The organism is Actinokineospora terrae, from assembly GCF_900111175.1.
In the GTDB taxonomy this organism is placed as follows: Bacteria; Actinomycetota; Actinomycetes; order Mycobacteriales; family Pseudonocardiaceae; genus Actinokineospora; species Actinokineospora terrae.
The window spans coordinates 1-15,834 of record NZ_FOGI01000011.1 but is presented as its reverse complement, the minus strand read 5'-3'; the positions used below and the strand labels follow the sequence as shown (position 1 = coordinate 15,834).

Annotated in this window: 16 protein-coding genes; 6 read left to right on the top strand and 10 right to left on the bottom strand. The window is 70.8% G+C overall.

What is annotated here, in order from left to right:
• Positions 1-5: 5 nt before the first annotated feature.
• The 5 genes from BMY07_RS35005 to BMY07_RS24140 all read right to left on the bottom strand — a co-directional run bounded on the left by BMY07_RS35005 (position 6) and on the right by BMY07_RS24140 (position 4,084).
• Positions 6-611 carry a DUF742 domain-containing protein gene (locus BMY07_RS35005; protein ID WP_218150762.1) on the bottom strand — a complete coding sequence of 202 codons (606 nt, stop codon included), beginning with the start codon at positions 609-611 and terminating at the stop codon, positions 6-8.
• Positions 612-765: 154 nt separating this feature from the next.
• Positions 766-981, bottom strand: a complete 216-nt coding sequence (locus BMY07_RS24155) for a hypothetical protein (RefSeq protein ID WP_092783123.1) — start codon at positions 979-981, stop codon at positions 766-768.
• Positions 978-1,364 (bottom strand): WhiB family transcriptional regulator, encoded by a 387-nt coding sequence (locus BMY07_RS24150; RefSeq protein ID WP_092783120.1) that lies wholly within the window; start codon positions 1,362-1,364, stop codon positions 978-980. Before BMY07_RS24150 ends, BMY07_RS24155 begins: the two co-directional genes overlap by 4 nt.
• Before the next feature lie 156 nt (positions 1,365-1,520).
• Positions 1,521-1,835, bottom strand: coding sequence for a hypothetical protein (locus BMY07_RS24145; RefSeq protein WP_092783117.1), 315 nt, complete (start codon positions 1,833-1,835; stop codon positions 1,521-1,523).
• Between the two features lie 164 nt (positions 1,836-1,999).
• Positions 2,000-4,084: an ATP-dependent DNA helicase UvrD2 gene (locus tag BMY07_RS24140; RefSeq protein WP_092783114.1), complete on the bottom strand. Its 2,085-nt coding sequence runs from the start codon at positions 4,082-4,084 to the stop codon at positions 2,000-2,002.
• A 62-nt stretch (positions 4,085-4,146) separates the two neighbouring features.
• Between BMY07_RS24140 and BMY07_RS24135 the strand changes: the two genes are divergently transcribed.
• The 3 genes from BMY07_RS24135 to BMY07_RS24125 all read left to right on the top strand — a co-directional run bounded on the left by BMY07_RS24135 (position 4,147) and on the right by BMY07_RS24125 (position 6,386).
• Entirely contained in the window at positions 4,147-4,878 is a 732-nt protein-coding gene (locus BMY07_RS24135) for a DUF4191 domain-containing protein (protein WP_092783111.1), read from the top strand.
• A 74-nt stretch (positions 4,879-4,952) separates the two neighbouring features.
• The gene (locus BMY07_RS24130; RefSeq protein ID WP_092783711.1) at positions 4,953-5,531 is read left to right on the top strand and encodes a Uma2 family endonuclease; all 579 of its coding nucleotides are present in this window, start codon (positions 4,953-4,955) and stop codon (positions 5,529-5,531) included.
• A 129-nt stretch (positions 5,532-5,660) separates the two neighbouring features.
• A complete protein-coding gene (locus BMY07_RS24125) occupies positions 5,661-6,386 on the top strand; it encodes a GNAT family N-acetyltransferase (RefSeq protein WP_143073618.1) in 726 nt (241 codons plus the stop codon).
• Between the two features lie 9 nt (positions 6,387-6,395).
• Here the strand turns inward: BMY07_RS24125 and BMY07_RS24120 are convergent, their stop codons facing one another.
• Complete coding sequence (locus BMY07_RS24120) at positions 6,396-6,878, bottom strand: RDD family protein (RefSeq protein WP_092783106.1); 483 nt, start codon at positions 6,876-6,878, stop codon at positions 6,396-6,398.
• A gap of 202 nt (positions 6,879-7,080) precedes the next feature.
• On the opposite strand from BMY07_RS24120, the gene glnA reads away from it, so the two are divergent.
• The 3 genes from glnA to BMY07_RS24105 all read left to right on the top strand — a co-directional run bounded on the left by glnA (position 7,081) and on the right by BMY07_RS24105 (position 10,130).
• Complete coding sequence (gene glnA, locus BMY07_RS24115) at positions 7,081-8,505, top strand: type I glutamate--ammonia ligase (protein WP_092783102.1); 1,425 nt, start codon at positions 7,081-7,083, stop codon at positions 8,503-8,505.
• Positions 8,506-8,646: 141 nt separating this feature from the next.
• On the top strand, positions 8,647-8,853 hold the full coding sequence (locus BMY07_RS24110; protein WP_143073617.1) for a hypothetical protein: 207 nt from the start codon (positions 8,647-8,649) through the stop codon (positions 8,851-8,853).
• A gap of 182 nt (positions 8,854-9,035) precedes the next feature.
• Complete coding sequence (locus BMY07_RS24105; RefSeq protein WP_092783096.1) at positions 9,036-10,130, top strand: P-loop NTPase family protein; 1,095 nt, start codon at positions 9,036-9,038, stop codon at positions 10,128-10,130.
• Here the strand turns inward: BMY07_RS24105 and BMY07_RS24100 are convergent.
• From BMY07_RS24100 to BMY07_RS24085, 4 genes are all read right to left on the bottom strand, one after another.
• Positions 10,127-10,540 (bottom strand): acyl-CoA thioesterase, encoded by a 414-nt coding sequence (locus BMY07_RS24100; protein WP_092783093.1) that lies wholly within the window; start codon positions 10,538-10,540, stop codon positions 10,127-10,129. The genes BMY07_RS24105 and BMY07_RS24100 overlap by 4 nt on opposite strands.
• A 510-nt stretch (positions 10,541-11,050) precedes the next feature.
• A complete protein-coding gene (locus BMY07_RS24095; RefSeq protein WP_092783090.1) occupies positions 11,051-14,023 on the bottom strand; it encodes a bifunctional [glutamine synthetase] adenylyltransferase/[glutamine synthetase]-adenylyl-L-tyrosine phosphorylase in 2,973 nt (990 codons plus the stop codon).
• A gap of 4 nt (positions 14,024-14,027) precedes the next feature.
• Entirely contained in the window at positions 14,028-14,771 is a 744-nt protein-coding gene (locus BMY07_RS24090) for a type 1 glutamine amidotransferase (RefSeq protein ID WP_092783087.1), read from the bottom strand.
• Positions 14,768-15,625: a GNAT family N-acetyltransferase gene (locus BMY07_RS24085; protein WP_218150751.1), complete on the bottom strand. Its 858-nt coding sequence runs from the start codon at positions 15,623-15,625 to the stop codon at positions 14,768-14,770. Before BMY07_RS24085 ends, BMY07_RS24090 begins: the two co-directional genes overlap by 4 nt.
• Between the last annotated feature and the right edge of the window lie 209 nt (positions 15,626-15,834).

Sequence of the window (15,834 nt, the reverse complement as noted above, 5' to 3'; positions counted from 1 at the left end):
AAGGGCTAGAGCTTGCGCAGCCCGGAGAGGACCCGGCTCATGAAGTCGAGGTCGGGGACGCCCTCGGCGGCCTGGTGGATGGCGAGGACGCCGCGCTCGGCGAGGTCGGTGATGAGGACCCTGGCGACGCCGAGGGGGACCGAGACCAGGGCGGCGACCTCGGCGACCGAGCGGGGGCTCAGGCACAGCTCGGTGATCATCCGGTGCTCCCAGGACGCCCGCGCGGGCACCTCGACCGTGCTGACCAGGGCCTCGAGGGCCAGGTCGGCCCTGGCCGTCGTGCGACCGCCGGTCCAGGCGTAGGGGCGGACGAGGGCGTGGGCCTGCGGGCGCGACATCCACTCGGCGTCGGACATGGCCTCCGGGTCGACCTCGGGCTCGGCCGCGGCGGGCGGCTCGACCTCGGGTTCCTCGGCGGGCACGGCCTCGAGGCGCCTGCGGCCGCCGAAGCGGGCCCCGACCAGTCCGAGGTCGGGGGGTGGGCCGGGCAGCTCCACCTCGTCGTCGGTGCCGCGCCACTGTCCCGGCGGGCCGAACCGGGCGCCGGTGCGCCCGACCTCGACCGCGCGCTCGCGCCCGCCACCGGCGGTGCTCGCGTCGTCGCTGTGCATCACCACGTCCAGACGCTGCTCGAGGGCAGGAAAGGCCACGGTAGCGCCGGCATGGGCGGGTTCGATGACATCGGGGTTGCCACCGTGTTTCTCCACCCGAACGGCCGAAACCCACCGCGGGGGACCACGGTGGGTTTCGGGCTCGGGTGCGGACTTACAGCGTGGCGGTGGCGCGATCGGCGCGCCGTGCCGCCCACTGCGAGACCCGCTGCCACCGCTTGGCCGCGCTCAACCGGCGGACCAGGCGCCGCGCGTGCGCTGCCTGCTCCGCCTCGAGCCTTCGAGAACGGGCGAGATTCTCATAGATCAACATTTGCGGGGAACCCTCTGGCTTGAAGTCGAACATCGGGTCTTTGAGCAGCGCGTTCATGCGGCGACCTCGTTCTGCTCGCGGGCGACCAGCTCGGCGGCGTCCCTGACGACGTCCTCCTTGCGCGGACGACCCCTCGGCCGCTTGCGGGCGATGACCACGCCGCGCTCGAAGATCTCCCCACCCCAGACACCCCACGGCTCGTGCCTGGCGAGTGCGGAGGCGAGGCAGGCCGCCCGGACCGGGCAGTCGCCGCAGAGGACCTTGGCGCGCTCCAGCTCGGCGGGGGCGTCGGCGAACCACAGGTCGGGGTTCGCGGTGGACCGGCAGGGCAGGTCGAAACCGGCCGAGGGAGCCGCGTCGAGCAGCTCACTGACCCCCGAGCCCGAGGGGCTCAGCAGGTCGGGGAACACCCCGGGCGGGGGTGCGGTGGCGGTACTCATGGTGGTGAACTCCTGTGAAGTCTGGGAAACCTGCTGGTGGTGCTCTGGGGAAACCTGGTGACGTGTCATGTGGTGGTGTTCCTGGGCAAACAAAAAGGCCGCGGTCTCCGGTGTCGGAGTCCGCGGCCTCGGGGCCTGGAGTTACTTGACGGCGCGTCAAGTCCCCCAGCCCAAGGCTGCGGACGGGTGCTGCTTCACGACGAGATCGGCGGTGCGGGCGGTGGTGACCGGCAGCGCGTGCTCGACGACGACGGGCGGAGCCGTCTTTGTGGTGGTGGCGGCGACCTGTGCGGCCCCGGTGAAGACACCGGTGCCATTGCCGCGCTCACTGCGCCACGCCGTGGCGGGGACATAGCCGCCGATGGCGCGCAGACGAGCGGAAACGCAAGCGGACGACGGGAAGCCGGTGCCTTGCTGGTTCGTCATGAAGATCACCATCGTGGCCACCACCTTCCTGCTACGCTTGATCACTCGGCTGGACTGTCCAGGGCACTTCGTGCCCTGCCTCAGCAGATTATTGGCCCTGATAGAGGCCGTGCAACCCAATTTCCAGAACTTCCCGTGACCCCGGTCACACATCACTCGACCGGTGGCCGGGGCGCTCGACCCGTGGTTCTGGGAGCTCGACCAGTTGTTCAGGGGGCGACGATGGCCAGGACCTCGGCGCCGAACCGGTCCAGCTTGGTCGCGCCGACCCCGGAGATCGCCACCAGCGCGGCCCGGTCGGCGGGGCGCTGCTCGGCGATGGCCAGCAGCGTCGCGTCGGTGAAGATCACGTATGCCGGGACCTTGAGCCCCCGCGACCGCTCCATCCGCCACTCGCGCAGCTTCTCCAGCAGGCCCTCGTCCAGGTCGGACGGGCAGCTCTCGCAGCGGCCGAGCTTGACCGGCATCGTGCCGACCAGCTTGTCGCCGCAGACCCGGCAGTAGCGCACCGGGTTCATCCCCCGCGCCATCGCCTGCCGCGGCATCTCGCGCTGCCGGGACGCCGCGACGCGCGCGGTGGGGTGGTTCTCGGGGATCAGGCCGTAGAGGAACCGGCTTCGCCTGCGGTAGCGCTTACCGCCTTCGGTTCGGGCAAGAGCCCACGACAGCGACAAGTGCTCGCGCGCACGGGTTACACCGACGTAAAGCAGTCGGCGCTCCTCCTCGATGGCAGCGTCATCACCGTCGGCGTGCTGGATGGGCAAGGTGCCGTCGACAAGGCCGACGAGGAACACCGCGTCCCACTCCAGGCCCTTGGCCGCGTGCAGGGAGGCGAGCGTGACGCCTTCGACCGTGGGCGGGTGCTGGGCCTGAGCGCGCTGGTCGAGCTCGGCCACGTACCGCGGCAGGTCAGCGTCAGGATCCGCGGCCGCCAACTCCTCGGCCAACTCGACCAGGGCTAACAGCGAGCCCCACTTCTCACGGGCAGACCCACCCGTGGGCGGCTCCTCCGTCAGCCCTACCGGCGCGAGCGCGGACCGTACGACCGCGGGCAATTCACCCTCGGGGGCGTTGAACGCCGCCGTGCGCAGCGCCGCGACCGCCTGGCGGATCTCCTGGCGGGCGAAGAACCGCTCGCCCCCGCGCACCAGGTAGGGGATCTCCAGTTCGGTGAGCGCCTGCTCGTACACCTCCGACTGGGCGTTTATCCGGTAGAGGACCGCGATCTCGCTAAGAGGGGTACCAGCCTCGGCAAGCTCCTTGACCCGGGCAGCGACCGCGGTGGCCTCAGCGGGCTCGTCGTCGTACTCGGCGTACCTCGGCTCTGGCCCTGCCGGGCGCTGACCGACCAAACGCAGCCTGGACCCGGCAGGCCTATCGCGGGCCGCGGAGATGACCCGGTTCGCGAGCGACACGACCTCCGGCGTCGACCGGTAGTCGCGCTCCAGGCGGATCACGGCCGCCTCGGGGAACCGGCGGGTGAAGTCGAGCAGCGGACGCGGCGAGGCGCCCGCGAAGGAGTAGATGGTCTGGTTGGCGTCACCCACGACGGTGAGGTCGTCGCGGCGGCCGAGCCAGGCGTCGAGCACGCGCTGCTGCAACGGCGTGACGTCCTGGTACTCGTCGACGACGAAGCTGCGGTACCGGTCGCGGAACTCCTCGGCGACCTCCGAGTGCTCCTCCAGCGCGGCGGCGGTGTGCAGCAGCAGGTCGTCGAAGTCGAGCTGCCTCGCCGCGTTCTTCACCGCCTCGTACCCGGCGTAGACCTTCGCCACCAGCTCGGGGGCGGCCGGGGTGTCGCGGCGCACGCGGGCGGCCGCGGCCGGGTAGTCCTCCGGGGCGATCAGCGACGCCTTGGCCCACTCGATCTCGCTCGCCAGGTCCCGCAGCGCCTCCCGCTCGGTGCCCGTGCCCGCCCGGTGCGCGGCCTGCCCGACCAGCCGCAGCTTGGTCTCCACCAGGTCCCACTGCGCGTCGCCGACGACCCGCGGCCAGAAGTACCGCAGCTGGCGCAGCGCGGCGGAGTGGAAGGTGCGGGCCTGGGCACCCGGCACGCCCATCGCGCGCAGGCGGGTGCGCATCTCCCCCGCGGCGCGGGCGGTGAAGGTGACCGCGAGGACCTGGCCCGCGGTGACGTGGCCGGAGCCGATGAGGTGCGCGATGCGGCTGACGATCGTCCTGGTCTTGCCGGTCCCGGCGCCCGCGAGCACGCACACGGGGCCGCGCGGGGCGCGCACCGCGGCGAGCTGCTCCGGGTCGAGCCCGGCGATCAGGTCCGTGTCCGCGCCAGCCATGCCGTGCATCCTGACAGAGCGCGCCCACCAACCGGGGGAGGCGGCCCCGTATCCTGGTGGTTATGGCTAAGCAGGACAAGGCGGCCGCCAAGGAAGCCAAGAAGACGCGCAAGGCAGCGTCCAAGGCCCGGCGCGCGCAGATCTTCCAGGCGTTCTCCATGCAGCGCAAGGAAGACAAGGCGCTGCTGCCGCTCATGATCGGCGCCGTCGTGGTGCTGGGCGGGGTGGCCTTCGGCATCGGGCTGCTGCTCGGGATCGAGTGGTACCTGCTGCCGGTGGGCATCATGTTCGGCCTGCTCGCGGCCGTGATCCTGTTCGGGCGGCGGGTGCAGCGCACCCAGTTCAGCAAGGCGGAGGGCCAGCCGGGGGCGGCGGGCTGGGTGCTGGAGAACTTCCTGCGCGGCCGCTGGCGGGTGGCCACCGCGGTCAACGGCACCACCCAGCTCGACGTCATCCACCGGGTCCTCGGCCGCCCCGGCGTCATCCTGGTCGCCGAGGGCGCCCCGCACCGGGTGAAGACCCTGCTCGCCCAGGAGAAGAAGCGCATCGCCCGCCTGGTCGGCGACACCCCCATCTACGACGTGATCGTCGGCCGCGACGAGGGCCAGGTCGAGCTCAGCAAGCTGCAGAAGCACCTGATGAAGCTCCCCAACAACCTCCGCCCCGCCCAGATCGACACCGTCGAGAAGCGCCTAGCCGCCATCTCCGCCCGCGGCGGCGCCGCCATGCCCAAGGGCCCCATGCCCGCAGGCGCCAAGATGCGCAGCGTCCAGCGCACAATGCGCCGCAGGTAGGCACCCCGCTAGACTTTTTGTCGTAGCCCCGTGGCACCCTTTTGGTCTATTGCGAGGAGGAGCCCGTGATCGCGATGCGACGGCATCACATCGAATCCAGCGCGCCCACGCACCTACTGACCATCGCGGAGTACGCCGACCTCGACGAGGTCGCGGTCGGCTACACAGAGCTGCTAGAGGGCCGTTTGTTGATGTCCCCAAGCCCCACGCCCGAACACCAGAAGGCGATGTTCGGGTTCGGCTACCAGTTGTTCGACCAACTACCGAGTGACCTCGACCTGATCCTCGAGGTCGACATCGATCTGGGCATCGCGGACCCGGGTGGCCCCGGATACAGCAGAAGGCCGGACATGGTGATCGTGCCGAAGGCCGAGGTGGCCCGCAGGCAGGAGACGGGCGGCCTGCTCCGCGCCGCGGAGGTCCTGGTGGTCATCGAGATCGTCTCCCCCGGCTCCAAGCGGACCGACCGGGTCGTGAAGTACGCGGAGTACGCCGAGGCCGGGATCCCACACTACTGGATCGTCGACCTCGACGAGCCGACGTCCCTGCTGCCCGCTCACCTGAGCGAGCAGTTCGGCTACCACTCGGGCGACGAGATCACCGGGCACTACACGACAGACATCCCGTTCCCGGTGTCGCTGGACCTCAAATAACGAGAGGCGGACACGGGCGGGCGGGGATAACGTCCGCGCGTGCCTCTTGCTGATCCGCTCGCGTCTCGTATCGCTGCCGCGCAGTTGTCTGGGTTGAGTCGGGCCAGGCGGGTGGTGGGGGATGACGGGGTGCCGGTGTTGTTGCAGACCAGGCATGTGGTGCCTGCGGGGCCGTTCACCGGGTTGATCGCGACGGATGGGCCTGCCTACCTCTCTTACGCTGTCGCGTCGCGGCCGGGGGAAGAGGTTGATGATGCCCGTGAGGTGGCGCAGGGGCTTGAGTTGCTCCGGGAGGTCTTCCCGGCGGGGACGTTGCGGTTCGAGTTGATCTCGCAGGCGTGTCCGGGGGCGGCGGAGCTGCTCCAGGCGGCGGGGTTGCAGGTCACGGCGCGGTTGCCGGTCATGACCCTGGTGCCGGGGCAGGTGCGGGTCCCGGAGACCGAGCACGGGGTCACCATCGAGTACGTCAGCTCCGAGGCCGGGCGGGTCGCCGGGGCCCGGGTGGCGGGTGCGGCGTTCGGGATGCCGGTCGAGGTGCCCACCGGGCCGCCGCCGGAGCCTGCCGATGGCGGGTCGGTGCTGGCCACCGTCGACGGGGAGGCCGCGGCGGTCGCGTCGTGGACGCAGGTGGCGGACGGGATCACCGAGGTCGTCGGGGTCGCGACCGACGAGCGGTACCGGCGCCGGGGGCTCGGCGCGCTGGTCACCGCGCACGCCGTGCGGGTGGCGGCCGAGCTGGGCGGCGCCGACCTGACCTGGCTCACCCCCGGTGGTGACGACGCGGACCGCGTCTACCGGACCGTCGGCTTCACCACGGCGGCCAACGCCGTCCACCTGGTCGAACCGGGCGCCTGAACGGCCGGGTCAGCGGGTGCGCAGGACGATCGTGCCGGTGAGCCGGTCGTGCAGCCCGCGCCCGTCCTTGTCGGTGATGGCCGCCGGGATGATCACCGCGATCAGCAGGGTCCTCGGCAGGGCGCGGAACGGGCCGACCAGGGCGGTGCCGTCCATCCGGACCACGCGCAGGCCGAGCAGGCCCTTGCCCGGGGTGAACCCGGCCAGCGCGACCCCGGCGACGGTGATCAGCAGCCAGACCAGGCCCGCCCAGATGTTGAACCGCCACATCTGCGTCGGGTCGTCGTAGTCGGGCCGCAGGAACACCGACGTCACCAGGGACGACAGCACCAGGTCGATCACCAGCGCGCCGAGCCGGATGCCGTTGGAGGCCACCGACCCCGGTCCGTTCTCCGGCGCGCCGAGGCGCTCGCCGCGGTAGCGCACGGGGCCGTCGGCGGGGTCGAGGCCCGCGCCGGGCCCGGACAGCCATGTCCCGGTCCATCTGCTCACCCGACCAGCGTAGAAGGTGCCCGCTCGGACGCGCCCTGGCATGCTCGTCACCGCCGTCGTGGCGTCGTTAACACTGGCGAAACATCCGGGTGACGGTCGGGCAACACCGCCCTCATAGCGTCATCACCGAGCGGGTACGGCAGGGCCGCGACGGCGGTGGGCCGGGTCTGGTCCCGTGACGGAGACGAAGGAGCTAAGCAGCGTGTTCAACTCTTCCGACGAGGTCTTGCGCTTCATCGCCGACGAGGACGTGAAGTTCGTCGATGTCCGGTTCTGCGACCTGCCGGGCGTGATGCAGCACTTCACCCTGCCCGCGAGCGCGTTCGACGAGGACGCCTTCACCGAGGGCCTGGCCTTCGACGGCTCGTCCGTGCGCGGGTTCCAGTCGATCCACGAGTCCGACATGCTGCTGCTGCCCGACCCGTACACGGCGCGGATCGACCCGTTCCGGATCGAGAAGACGCTGATCCTGAACTTCTTCGTGCACGACCCGTTCACCCGCGAGGCCTACAGCCGCGACCCGCGCAACATCGCCCGCAAGGCCGAGCAGTACATCGCCGAGTCCGGGTTCGCCGACACCGCGTACTTCGGCCCCGAGGCGGAGTTCTACATCTTCGACTCGATCCGCTTCGACTACACCGAGAACGGCTCGTTCCACGAGATCGACTCGGTGGAGGGCTGGTGGAACACCGGCGCGCTCGAGGACGGCAACAACAAGGGGTACAAGACCCGCTTCAAGGGCGGCTACTTCCCGGTGCCGCCGGTCGACCACTTCGCCGACCTGCGCGACCAGATGGTGCTCAAGATGCAGGGCGCGGGCTTCAACGTCGAGCGCGCGCACCACGAGGTCGGCACCGGCGGCCAGACCGAGATCAACTACCGGTTCAACACGCTGCTGCACGCCGCGGACGACCTGCAGCTGTTCAAGTACATCATCAAGAACACCGCGTGGGCCGCGGACAAGTCGGCCACCTTCATGCCCAAGCCGCTCTTCGGGGACAACGGCTCCGGCATGCACGTGCACTCGTCGCTGTGGAAGGACGGCACGCCGCTGTTCCACGACGAGTCCGGCTACGCGGGCCTGTCCGACACCGCCCGGCACTACATCGGCGGCCTGCTCGCGCACGCCCCGTCGCTGCTGGCGTTCACCAACCCGACGGTGAACTCCTACCACCGCCTGGTGCCCGGCTACGAGGCCCCGGTGAGCCTGGTCTACTCGCAGCGCAACCGCTCCGCCTGCGTGCGCATCCCGATCACCGGCAACAACGCCAAGGCCAAGCGGGTCGAGTTCCGCTGCCCCGACTCCTCGGGTAACCCGTACCTGGCGTTCGCCGCGATCGTGATGGCCGGTCTGGACGGCGTGAAGAACAAGATCGAGCCGCCCGCCCCGATCGACAAGGACCTCTACGAGCTGCCCCCGGAGGAGGCCCGCGAGGTCGCGCAGGTCCCGGCGTCGCTCGGCGAGGTGCTGACCGCGCTGGAGGCCGACCACGACTACCTGCTCGAGGGCGGCGTGTTCACCCCCGACGTGATCGAGACGTGGGTGGCGTTCAAGCGCGAGCACGAGATCGACCCGCTGCGCCTGCGCCCGCACCCCTACGAGTTCGGGCTCTACTACGACGTGTGACCCGGTAAGCGTAAGAAGTCTCGACGGCCGAGGGGCTGCCAGCCCCTCGGCCGTTCGGCGTCCCGGAGGGGAAGACCCTGAGAACGAACCCGGGTCCGGTCCGGATGTGCCGGGGTGGTGGTCGCGGGCAGGCTCGGAGCCATGACCAACACCGGACGCCAGTTCGTCGTCACCACCGAGGTCACCGTCACCGTGTTCGACGAGGAAGCCCTGCTGGGGGCGCAAGTGGACCCGGCTTCGGCGTTGCGCGCCGCGGTCGACCCGGGGGCGGTGGTGGCCGGGGTGGCCGGGGTGCGGGCCGGTCGGGTGGCGCTGCGGGTGCGTCCGGCGTGGCCGGGGCCTGCCTGAAATCCACCCGATCAGGTAGACCATCCGGTTCCACCAGCACTGTTAGCTGGGTTACAGAACTGTTTCCCGAATCGAGACCTGGTACGGGATTCCCTTGTCGGCTCGGCAGGCTTTACGCTCCCGCGCACACGTCCGGTCACGTCTCGTTCGGACGTTTCCCCGCTATCGACGAGGACCCAGCCATGTTCGCACCCCTTGATGCCGCGCGCGTCGAACGCCTCAAAACGGCTTACTCCGTGCGCAACCTCGATCGCTGCGCCAGCCTGAGCCTCGTCCACCACAGCGATCACCAACCCCGGCACGGGGACCTGGTGCTCGCCGAGGTCACCAAGGTCGGGTACCACCAGGTGCTCGAGCTGACCGATGGCCGGAAAGCGAAGCTGTACGTGGGGGACGAGATCCTGGTCGCCTACGGCGCGCGCTACGCCCCGGACCACTTCGAGGCGGAGCTGCCCGACGACCTCGGCGCCTGCGACCTGGTCGCGGCCGGTGGCGTGCTGGGCAAGGTCCGCAGCCGCAACGCCGCGGTGAGCGCGCCGACCACGGTCCGCCCGCTCGGGCTGGTCGGCGACCACGCCGGGCACGTCATCAACGTGTCCGACCTGGCGCTGGGCGCCCCGCTGGCCGCGCTGCGCAAGCCCCCGACGTTCGTCGTGGTCGGCACGTCGATGAACTCGGGCAAGACCACGACGTGCGCGTCCCTCGTGCACGGCCTGTCCCGCTCCGGCCTGCGGGTCGGCGCGGCGAAGCTGACCGGCACCGCGGCGGGCGGCGACCCGTGGCTGTTCCGCGACTCGGGCGCGGTGGCGGCCCTGGACTTCACCGACGCGGGCATGGCCACCACGTTCCGCATCCCGCTGGAACGCCTGGTGACCAGTTCCCTGCTGCTGCACGGCCACCTGATGGCCCGCGGCGTCGACGCCATCGTGCTGGAGATCGCCGACGGCCTGCTGCAGCCCGAGACCGCGCAACTGCTCGACCGCCCGGAGATCCGCAAGATCACCAGCGGCGTCCTGTTCGCGGCCGCCGACTCCTCCGGCGCGCTCTACGGCGTGCAGCGGCTGCGCGCGGGCAACCACCCGGTCCTCGCGGTCAGCGGCCTGCTCACCGCCTCCCCCCTGGCCGTCCGCGAAGCCCAGGCAGGCCTGGACGTCCCGGTGTACGGCCCGCTCGACCTGCAGTCCCCCGCCCTCGCGGGCGAACTCCTCCGCCGCGCGGTAGCCGAGTCGGCCGAGACCCAACTGGTCGACCACGGAGTCGACGAAGTCCTCGCCTAGCCCAAGACGCTGACGTCCAGGCCGTGCCCAGCGAGCACGGCCTGGGGGTCGGCGACCAACTTGCGCGCTGTGAGGTCCATCAGACCGAGCAGACAGGTGACCTCGGCGGAGACGGTGCCGTCGAGCTTGGTGATGGTGGAATCGGCGGAGAAGGTCTTGCTTGCGCCGAACTTGAGCACCAGGTCTACGTGGACGGTGTCGCCTGCGCGGAGCTCGCGGCGGAAGTTGATTGTGGACTGGAGTAGCACGGGGGCGGTGCCTGCTTTGATGAGGCCGTCCCATTCACAGCCTGCTGCGGCGAAGCCTTGGACTCGGGCTACTTCGGCGTATTGGTGGTAGACGGCGTGGTTGAGGTGGCCCAGGGCGTCTAGTTCGTAGCTGCGGACGGTGATGGGGGTGGTCCAGGTCATGGGGGGAGCGTAGGTGGGGGTTGTCCACAGGGGGCTTGGTCGCTCGGACCGGTTTGTCGGTGGCTCTCGGTAGGCTGTATATCGGGGGCTGCTGTGGCGGGTTTGATCTTGAGCTGGGTTGTTCCGGCTCTCGTGCTCGGCTTCGCCGTCGACGGAAACGCCTCGCCTTCGGCATTGGCCGGGGCGCGAGTTTCGAGCTGTGCTCGATGGGGCGAACTTGTTTTGCGCGGGGCCCCTGCGACCTCCTGGGAAGAGCACAAAGGCGGGGCCTGAAGAGACGGCCCTCCCCCACGCTGGCGAGTTTACGGACGCCGCCACCCCACACAAAACAAGTCCACCCCATCGAGCCGGCCTGGCACCAGCGGATCCGAGGAGCGGTTGTCGGCCAACGATCGTGAGGAGCGCGTGGTTGGCCAACGTTGCATAGGGGCGCGTGGGACCAACGCCTGCGAGGGGCGCGTTGAGGCCAACGACTGAGAGGGGCACGTCGAGGCCGACTGCGTGAGGGGGTTAGTCGTAGAAGACGTGTTCTACGACGGCTCGGGCGTGGCGGGTGGTGCGGCGGTAGGTGTCGGTGAAGGTGCCGGGGTCTTCGGTCAGGGGGGTGCCCATGGCGGCGGCTACGGCGGCCAGTTCTCGGCCGTGGGTGGGGAGTTGGTCGGTTTGCTTGCCTCGGACCAAAGTGGCGGCGTTGCGGACGCGGGTGGCCAGGAGCCAGGCTTCGCGTAGGGCGGTGGCGTCCTCGGGGGTCAGTAGGCCTGCGTCGGTGGCGGCGGTTAGGCCGTCCATTGTGGAGGTTGTGCGCAGCGCGGGTTCGGTGTGGGCGTGGCGCAGCTGCAGCAGTTGCACGGTCCACTCGACGTCCGCTAGGCCGCCTCGGCCCAGTTTGGTGTGGGTGGCGGGGTCGGCGCCGCGCGGGAGGCGTTCGGTGTCGACCCTGGCCTTGATGCGGCGGATCTCCCTGACCTGGGCGGCGTCCAGGCCGCCAGCCGGGTAGCGGATGGGGTTGATCATCTCGATGAACCGGGCGCCCAGGGCCTCGTCGCCCGCGACCGGGTGGGCGCGCAGCAGGGCCTGCGCCTCCCAGATCTCGCCCCACTGCGCGTAATAGGCGCGGTAGGACTCCATGGTGCGCACGATCGCGCCCTGCCGTCCCTCGGGCCGCAGGTCGACGTCCACCTGGAGCGGCGGGTCCTGCGTGGGCGACCCGAGCAGTTTGCGCACGGTCTGCGCGACGCGGCCCGCGTACTTCAGGGCGTCGCTGTCGTCGACGCCCGGCGCGGGCTCGCACACGAACATGACGTCCGCGTCGGAGCCGTAGCCGAGTTCGCTGCCCCCGAGCCTGCCCATGCCGATGACGGCGATCGTCGCCAGGTGCCCGCCCGCGGACGCCGCCTCAGCCCGGTCCACCGCGGCCAGCGAAGCCTGCAACACCGCGCACCACACGCTCGACAGCGCCGAGCACACCGACAGCACATCTGTGAACCCGAGCAGGTCAGCACAAGCGATCCGCAACAGCTCGTGCCGACGCAACGACCGTGCCGCGGCAACGGCGTTGCCCAGATAGCCATGCCGCTTCACCGCTGCCCGCAATGCTTCCGCGACCTCGGCGGGCGCACGGAGTGCCAATTCCTTGGGCTCGGCGAGCAGCCGCAACACCTCGGGCGCGCGCACGACGAGGTCTGGCACCAGCTTGGACGTCCCCAGCAAGGTTGCCAACCGTTCGGCAACGGCGCCCTCGTCGCGCAACACCCGCAGGTACCAGGGCGTGGATGACAGCGCCTCGGACACCTTGCGGTACGCGAGAAGGCCGCCATCGGGGTCCGGTGTGGAGCCCAGCAGGTCGAGCAGCACGGGCAGGATCGCGCCCTGGATCGCCGCGCGCCGGGACACGCCCTCGGTGAGGGCCTTGATGTGCTGCAGCGCGCCCTGCGGCGAGCTGTAGCCGAGCGCGGCGAGCCGGGCGTGCGCCTGGTTGGTGGTCAGCCGCAGCTGTTCGGTCGGGACGCGGGCGACGGCGTCGAGCAGCGGGCGGTAGAACAGCTTCTCGTGCAGCCGCCGGATGCGGTTGGTGTGCCTGCGGAAGTCGGCCAGCAGGACCTGGGCGGCGTTGCGGCCGCGCTCGGGCCCGATGCCGCTGGCCCTGGCGAGCCAGCGCAGGTCGTCGGTCTCGCTGTCGGCGGGGAACAGGTGGGTGCGGCGCAGCCGTTGCAGCTGCAGGCGGTGTTCGAGGGTGCGCAGGAACCGGTACGAGTCGGCCAGCTCGGCGGCATCGGTCCGGCCGACGTAGCCGCCCGCGCCGAGCGCGGCCAGTGCGTCCACTGTGGACCCGAGGCGGAGCAGCTCGTCGGTGCGGCCGTGCACCAGTTGCAGCAGCTGCACGGCGAACTCGACATCGCGCAGGCCGCCGCGGCCGAGCTTGAGCTCCCGGTCGACCAGCTCGGCCGGCACGTGGTCCTCGACCCGCCTGCGCATGGCCTGCACCTCGGGGACGAAGTTCTCCCGGTCCGCCGCGGTCCACACCATGGGGGTGACGACGTCGAGGTAGGCCTGGCCGAGCTCGGCGTCCCCGGCGACCGGCCTGGCCTTGAGCAGCGCCTGGAACTCCCAGGTCTTGGCCCAGCGCTTGTAGTACGCGCTGTGGCCGTCGAGGGTGCGGACCAGCGCCCCGTTGCGGCCCTCGGGGCGCAGCCCGGCGTCGACCTCGAAGCAGGCCTCGGTGGCGACCCGCATCATCGCGCTGGCCGCCCTGGTCGCGACCGCCGTGTCGTCCTCGCCGACGAACACGACGTCGACATCGCTGACGTAGTTCAGCTCGCCGCCACCGCACTTGCCCATGGCGATGACCGCGAGCCGCGCGGTGCTCTGGCCCCCGGTCTCGGCCCACGCGACAGCGAGCGCGGCACGCAGCGCGGCCTCCGCGAGTTCACTGAGCTGCCGGGCGACGTGGTCGTAGTCAGGACGCGGCAGCGTTGAGTCGACGAGGTGGCCCAAGTCGTCCGCGGCGACTTCCATGAGAAGGCCACGGTAAGCGGACTTGAGCGCGCGCACGGCGTCGTGTCCCCGTACAGCGGCGGTAGGAATGTCGCCTGTGGCATCGACGGCGGCATAGAGGGCTGCGGTGTAGTCCTCTACCGCGGTACCGCCACCATCGAGCCTGCGCCATTGGTCCGGGTGCGCGGTGAGGAAGTCGGCGAACGCGGTGGACGACCCCAGCACGGCGATGAGCCGCGCGCGCAGCCTGCGGTCGGACTCCAGTTCGGCGCGCAGCACCAGCCAGCCGTCCTCGTCCGCCTCGCGGATCCGGTCGAGGCCGCGCAGGGCCAGGTCCGGGTCCGGGCTGCGGGAGAGCGCGCTGAGGATGGTCTCCCGCCGCGGTCCGGCGTCACCCCAGAGCCCCGCGGCGCGCAGGTCCTGCTCCGCGCGCGGGTCGGTCAGGCCGAAGCGGGCGGCTGAGGAGATGTGGCGCGCGGAGTCGGCCATGGCGTCAGATGAGCGGGAGCGTCGGCCGGGTGGGCGACACCGGGGCCAGCTCACCCCGGGCGAGCCGCACGAACCGCTCGACGAACGGCCGCCACACCTCTTCGACGTCGTCGTGCAGCTCGGCCACCCGGTCGGGTTCGAACGCGCCGGGCTTGGCCCACGCGGCGCTCTCCGGGTTGTCCGCGGCCCAGGCGAGCAGGGTCTCGGGGGTGGTCTCGATGTGGAACTGGATGCCGTAGGCGACCGGCCCGACCCGGAACGCCTGGTTCGGGTACCGGGTCGCGGAGGCGAGCAGCGCGGCGTCGACGGGCAGCCTGGTCACGGCGTCGTGGTGGAACTGCACCACGTCCGGCATCATCGGCAGCTCCGCGAACAACGGGTCCGCGGCACCCAGGTCCCGCTTGGCGACGAGCCCGCCGCCGACCTCCGGACCGTTGTCCCCGACCTCGACAACGCCACCGGTCGCGACCGCGAGCAGCTGCGCACCCAGGCACACCGCGAGCACCGGCGTCCGCTTGGTCACCGACGTCGCCAGCAGCCTGCGCACGTCGACCAGCCACGGGTGGTCGATGACGTCGTTCGCCCCCATCGGCCCGCCCAGGCACACGACCGCCGCGTACTCCCCCTCGGGCAGCGGCTCCCGGTAGGGCTGGGCGAGGGTGATCTCGGCTCCGGCGTCGGCCAGCCATTCGGCGAGCCTGCCGGGCGGATCGGTGTCATCGAGCTGCACGACCAGAACTGACGTCACGCCCCGAGGGTATTCCGTCCGGCGAAGGTCGCCTCCACGGCATCGAACACCGGCCGGAAGCCGATCCGCTGGTAGATCGAGTTGGCGACGGGGTTGTCCAGGTCAGCGAACAGCAGCACGTCGTCGGCACCCCGTTCCCCGGCCCACCGCGCTGCCGCGGCGGTCACCGCGCTGGCGTACCCGTGTCCTCGGTGCTCCTTGGGCGTGTAGACCGGCCCGATCCGCGACATCCCCCGGACCGGCTTGGTCGCCATGGCCATCGCGACCGGCACGCCGTCGGTCCAGATCGCCACACCACGCCCGCCCACCACCGCGTCCCGGGCGAACTCCACCGGATCGGGAAGGCCCTCGTCGCCGTCCAGGGCCTCGTCGCTGAACCCGGTGCACCACCTGCCGAGGAGCTCCAGGTCGTCGATGGTGCCGAACCGGACCTGGCCCTCGACGGTGGGGTGCACCAAGTCGCCGAGCCGGAAGAGCCGTTCGGAGCGCAGTCGCTCGACGGTCGTACCGGTTGCGCTGGTCCACCGGACGATGAAGTGGTCGGCGACGTCACGCGGGCCTTGTGCGCGACGGATTGTGTCGCCATGCACCAGGAGGTCCTCGATGACGGCGTCGTGGGTGCTGGTGGGGAGCCCGGATAGGGCTAGAGGCCAGGGACCGAACTGGAAGCTCGCGCCGGTTAGTGCGTCACCGTCGTGGGTGGTGAGCAGCGTGATGTCTGCTGGCGGCTCGGGTAGGGCTTGGAGGCGGGTGAGGACCGTCATGGCGACGGTGTGCCGGATTGGGTCGGCGGAGTAGAGGTGCTCTACGGCTGACCAGAAGTCGTGGAGGGTGGTGTGACGGATTACGCGCATCGGGACATGGTGGCTGATGGGGTGGGGTGGGGCGACTGGATTGTGGTGGGGCGTTCCGGCTCTCGTGCTCGCCTGCGGCGTCGACGATCAACGCCTCGCCTGCGGCATTGGCCCGGGCGCGAGTTTCGAGCTGTGCTCGATGGGGCGAACTTGTTTTGCGCGGGGCCCCTGCGACCTCCTGGGAAGAGCACAAAGGCGGGGCCTGAAGA

Coding starts and splice junctions, on each gene's coding strand:
- BMY07_RS24150 (WP_092783120.1), bottom strand. CDS start 1,364: ATGAGTACCGCCACCGCACCCCCGCCCGGGGTGTTCCCCGACCTGCTG.
- BMY07_RS35005 (WP_218150762.1), bottom strand. CDS start 611: ATGCACAGCGACGACGCGAGCACCGCCGGTGGCGGGCGCGAGCGCGCG.
- BMY07_RS24085 (WP_218150751.1), bottom strand. CDS start 15,625: ATGCGCGTAATCCGTCACACCACCCTCCACGACTTCTGGTCAGCCGTA.
- BMY07_RS24100 (WP_092783093.1), bottom strand. CDS start 10,540: ATGACCTGGACCACCCCCATCACCGTCCGCAGCTACGAACTAGACGCC.
- BMY07_RS24140 (WP_092783114.1), bottom strand. CDS start 4,084: ATGGCTGGCGCGGACACGGACCTGATCGCCGGGCTCGACCCGGAGCAG.
- BMY07_RS24130 (WP_092783711.1), top strand. CDS start 4,953: ATGCGACGGCATCACATCGAATCCAGCGCGCCCACGCACCTACTGACC.
- BMY07_RS24095 (WP_092783090.1), bottom strand. CDS start 14,023: ATGGCCGACTCCGCGCGCCACATCTCCTCAGCCGCCCGCTTCGGCCTG.
- BMY07_RS24110 (WP_143073617.1), top strand. CDS start 8,647: ATGACCAACACCGGACGCCAGTTCGTCGTCACCACCGAGGTCACCGTC.
- BMY07_RS24155 (WP_092783123.1), bottom strand. CDS start 981: ATGAACGCGCTGCTCAAAGACCCGATGTTCGACTTCAAGCCAGAGGGT.
- BMY07_RS24135 (WP_092783111.1), top strand. CDS start 4,147: ATGGCTAAGCAGGACAAGGCGGCCGCCAAGGAAGCCAAGAAGACGCGC.
- BMY07_RS24105 (WP_092783096.1), top strand. CDS start 9,036: ATGTTCGCACCCCTTGATGCCGCGCGCGTCGAACGCCTCAAAACGGCT.